This is a genomic window from Mycobacterium sp., assembly GCF_035633495.1.
Taxonomy (GTDB): domain Bacteria; phylum Actinomycetota; class Actinomycetes; order Mycobacteriales; family Mycobacteriaceae; genus Mycobacterium.
The window spans coordinates 1-4,435 of sequence record NZ_DASQEU010000141.1; the positions used below are offsets into that span (position 1 = coordinate 1).

The 4,435-nt window shown below is 68.8% G+C and carries 4 protein-coding genes; 1 reads left to right on the top strand and 3 read right to left on the bottom strand.

Features of this window, described 5'->3' with window-relative positions:
* On the bottom strand, positions 1–732 hold a 732-nt coding region (locus tag VET27_RS20755), incomplete at its 3' end, for a hypothetical protein (RefSeq protein WP_526521504.1).
* Entirely contained in the window at positions 732–2,978 is a 2,247-nt protein-coding gene (locus tag VET27_RS20760; RefSeq protein ID WP_526521505.1) for a hypothetical protein, read from the bottom strand. The genes VET27_RS20760 and VET27_RS20755, both read right to left, overlap by 1 nt.
* Positions 2,979–3,352: 374 nt before the next feature.
* Here VET27_RS20760 and VET27_RS20765 point away from each other — a divergent pair, with 374 nt between their 5' ends.
* Positions 3,353–3,784 (top strand): nitroreductase family deazaflavin-dependent oxidoreductase, encoded by a 432-nt coding sequence (locus VET27_RS20765; protein WP_526521506.1) that lies wholly within the window; start codon positions 3,353–3,355, stop codon positions 3,782–3,784.
* A 1-nt stretch (position 3,785) separates the two neighbouring features.
* Here VET27_RS20765 and VET27_RS20770 read toward each other — a convergent pair.
* Positions 3,786–4,435: aldo/keto reductase (locus VET27_RS20770; RefSeq protein ID WP_526521507.1), on the bottom strand; the 650-nt coding region annotated here is incomplete at its 5' end.

Below are 4,435 nucleotides of genomic sequence, written 5' to 3' on the forward strand. Positions count from 1 at the left end.
GCCGAGCGTGGCGCTGAGGTCGGGCAGCAGGTCGGCGGCGAGATCGAAGATGCCACCGGGGTAGGGCTGCGGTCGGGCGGGGTCGCCGAGGGGCACCGTGATGGAGATCCAGCCCTCGCTCGCCTCGCGGAACGAACGCCAGGGGCCGGGCGCATCGGTGGCCGGCGCGGGCAGGCCGGCCACCTTCATGTCACTGCTACTCAGGGCGAGAATCGTCTGCGGTGCCAGCAGGAGCAACGCCACGATGACCGCGGGGAGCCTGCCGGTGCCGGGCAGGTCGGCGTCGCCGAGCAGTGCGTCCCAAAGCGATTCGTTGACGAGTGTCCCCGGGTCGCTGATGAGCGCCTGGGCCTTCGTCCAGTCGACGTCATCGGTGCCGCTCGGGTGGTGGACGATCACGCCGGTCAGCGCGAGGAACGCCGCCGTGCGCGGAGCGCGCTCCTCGAGGAACCGGACCAGGGCGGCGTCGGGCCCGGACGGTCCGCCAAATGCGTTGTCGACGACGTCGAATACTCGGTCACGCCAACTGTCGACGGCGTCGATCCACGCCACCGGGTCGGCCGCGTCGGTCACCGCCTCTGCGCGGGGGACGAGATCGTTGAGCGCGGCGCGGGCGGCCGGCTCGTTGGGCGGTGACAATTCGGGCAGTATCGGGTTCGTGCCGTCGAGCGCCGAGCGCATGGCGTCGACGAAGGCGTTGGTGAGGCCTTCGAGCGCCGACGTACCCGCCATCAGCCGATCACCACCGACGTGTCGCAGTGGTGGACGGCGGTGTCGGCGGGGTCGTCGCCGACCGGTGTCGTCACATGGTGGTGCACGGTGAGCGGGCCTGCGGTGAACTCGAGCAGTGAGATCTGCGGCAGCCCGTCGAACATGCGCCCGATTCGGTGAAGGTCGCAGGCGCGCAACGCTTTCAGCATCGTGTACGACTTCGCCGGATCCCACGACGGCCACGGTGGCGCCGGCGCCGAAGTGATGTCGGTCAGCAGTGCCCCCGGTGCGGGCATCGTCTCGTCATCGACGGGGTCGATGTCGTAGTGCCAGTCGCCGGCGCCCAGACCATAGGCCGTCGCGACCTCGGCGCTGAGCACCGTCGGCGATTCCTGACCGGCGCGAAACACCCGCCCCAGCATGATGTCGACCATCTGGTCGTAGGGCACGACCGCGGCAGGACCTGGCGGTGAGGCGAGTTGAGCGCGCTGCGCCACGCTCAAGGCGTTGAAGCCGACGAATCGACGGGGACGCTCGATCCCGACGCGCATCGCGAACTCGCCGAAGAGATGAAGTGCAAGGGTCTTGGGTTCTGCGTTCTTCGCCGAACTGCTGGTGACACCGGCCGCCTTGGCCGCCGTCGCGCCCCGGTGGTAGTCGAGCGAGGCGGTCGCGCTGTAGTGGACGTCTCCGGAGAGGAGTATCAGCGGGGCGTACGCGGTGAGGAGGCGCAGCAGCTCCTGGTGGTTGCGGGTGGCCGCCGACCACGATTCGAAGTCGGAGAATTCGGAACCGCCCGGCAGCAGGCTGGCGAGCGGCTGGATCACGTGCTCGACGAGGTGGGTGCCGAGCACCGGCGACGGTGCCACCACCAGGGTGGCGGCGGCGGTGTCGGCGGGCGGAGGCAGCATCAACGCCAAGGCGGCCAGCGAGATCCGGGCGGCCGGGTGATCGACCCGAATGAACTCGCGCGCCGTGCGTTCGTCGAACGCGACCACGCGCACCGGCCAGCCCTCGGCCGGGCCGAACGACAGGTCGTAACGCAACGCGCCAGGTGCCGTGAGATCGCGCAGCACCGACGGCGGGCTGGGTGGCGGTGCCGTGGGCACGCCGAGCAGCTTCCGATTGGCGGGTGTGTCTGGACTGGTGCCCGTGAAGGTTGCGGCCGCGAGCAGTGTCGCCTCCGGCGTGCCTGCGGTGGCGAAGCGATCGGGCACATTGCCCCAGTGCTGGCAAAGCGCGTAGGCGAGCACGCCGTTGTGCACGATGCGGCTGGCCGCCGCATTGGCGTAAACCGCTGCCGCCCAGGGATAGTCGAGATTCCAGTCGTCGGTGACCTCGTGGTCGTCCATCACCATGAGCGATGGCACGGTGGCGAGCACTCTGCGCACGTCGCCGAGGCCCTCGCGGAACGGTGCCACTGCGTGAAGCAGTTCGTTCCAGCCGGCTTCGTCCAAGCCGGCCGCCGGGTCGAGGTCGGTCGCAGGCGTCACGTCCGTCCACGCCGGCAGCGCCGTCGGCCACAACACGTCGGACCAGTAGAGGAGGTAGGTGGCCAGGTATTCGCCCAGGGGCCACAGATGGTCGGAGGCCGCGCTTGACGTGAAACCGAAGCTCTCCGAAGGGGCCTGGCGGCCGGCGATCCGCGGGAGTGGCCCGAACACCGCCGACTCGTCGATCCCGACGAGATCGGCCGCGACCCGACGAATGCGTGGGGCCAGCGGCGCAGGCACCTCGTCGGCGTAGATCTGGTCACCCGACAGCACGAGTAGGTGGGGCCGCGCGTTGGCGACGGCGCCTGCGAGCCGATCGCGAATGACGGCAGCCGCGTTGGCCAGGCCGTCGCGCCCCCCGCCATGGGCCTTGCGGCAGGACGTGTGCAGCACCACCAGGTCCTCGACGTCGGCTGGCGGGCCGGGGAAGGCGGGCAGCGACGTACCGAACGCCAAGTCCGCCCAGTCCGGCTCGGACCAGGCGGGAGAAGTCAGCCGGTATTCGTAGAGTTGGCCAGCGGTGAACGTGCCGCCCGGCGCAGTACCCGACACCACCGTGAGCCATAGGTGGCTGCCCACTCGAACCGGTGTCGCGGTGCCGGCGACGACCTCCGTTGCGGGCAGGCCGGCCGATCGGATGCGCAGTGTCACGGTGCCGGGTTTGCTCAGTGCCACCCACACCGCTGCCTCGGTTCGGGTGAGGCGCCGCAGAATTGGGCCCGCGAGGATCCCGGGGAGCGCGGAGGTGTTGATCGCTGTGGCGTCAAGAGGCATGGCGCCCACTGCTCGCGAACGACCTCGGCGTTTCGGCGTACACGCGACGACCTAGCTGACGCCGGTTGAGATCAAGGAAAGCGGAAGCGAGAGCATTGAGAGCCTCATCAAGAAATTTGCGTGCGTCGCACTCTTGCGTGCTGCGAATGGCGGCTGGCTAACCATAGTTGTTTGCCCAAAGAAACTGCCCCCCTTGGCCGTTGCTCGAACAACCAGTGCAACGTCGTTCAGAGTAGTCGGATTCCGGAGTTTCCTTGAGGTATTCGACTACTCGAATTTTCGCGTTGGCAGGCCCGAGCGTGGAGGCCCGCTTACTCGACCTGTAGATCTTCGTCCCGACACCACTCGTGACCAGCCGTGCCACCATGGAAACCATGGCTGACGACGACTTGACCTCCGAGCGCGAGTTCAACGAACACAACATCGCGGAGTTCCGCGCCAACGACGGAAAGGTGGGCGGGCAGTTCGAGGGCTTCCCGCTGCTGATCCTCACCTCGGCGGGCGCCAAGAGCGGCGCGCAGCGCGAGAACCTGATCGGCTACTTCGACATCGACGGCAAGGTCTACGTCGTCGGCTCGGCGGCCGGCCGCCCCGCCAGCCCCGGCTGGGTGTTCAACCTGCGCGCCAAGCCCACCGTCGAGGTCGAGATCGGACCCGACCCGCGACGGGCCGCCGTCGCTCGCGAACTGCCCAAGGCCGAGCGCGACCGCATCTATGCCGAAATCGTCGAACGGGCACCAGGGTTCGGCGAATACGAGAAGCGCACCGACCGCGTCATCCCCGTCTTCGAACTCGCCGACAGCTGACCTACCCCGTTCGGCGGCGCCGCAGGAACGGATCGGTCAGCGCCGGCGGCGTATAACCCTGGTCGGCATTCGACAGAGTGACCCCCGGCGGAACGATCTCGTCGATCTTGTCGAGCACGTCGACCGGCAGCGTGACCTCGGCCGCCCCGAGCTGTGACTCCAGATGCGCCACCGTGCGGGGACCGATGATCGGCGCGGTCACCGCGGGATGCTGCATGACGAACGTCAGCGCCACGTGAACCAGCGACAGCCCGGCCTCCTCGGCCAACGCACCGAGTGCGTCGGCGGCGTCGAGCTTGCGCTGGCCATCCGGGCTGTCGAGGTCGTATCGCGCTGGCATTCGACTGCGGCGCTTGGACTCTGGCAGATCCTTGCCCTTGCGGTACCCGCCGGTGAGCCAGCCGCCGGCCAGCGGGCTCCACCGCAGCACTCCCATCCCGTACTCCTGCGCGACGGGCAGCAGGTCGGCCTCGATGCCGCGGGCCAGCAGCGAGTACGGCGGTTGCTCGGTGACGAAGCGGCCCAGGCCCTTTCGCTCGCTGACCCACTGCGCCTGCACCACCTGATGCGCCGGGAAGGTCGACGAGCCGAAGGCGCGAATCTTGCCCTGGGTCTGCAGATCGGTGAGCGCCGACAGCGTTTCCTCGACGT

Excerpts from the sequence above, each read along its gene's own strand:
- VET27_RS20760 (WP_526521505.1), bottom strand. The coding sequence starts at position 2,978 with ATGCCTCTTGACGCCACAGCGATCAACACCTCCGCGCTCCCCGGGATC.
- VET27_RS20765 (WP_526521506.1), top strand. The coding sequence starts at position 3,353 with ATGGCTGACGACGACTTGACCTCCGAGCGCGAGTTCAACGAACACAAC.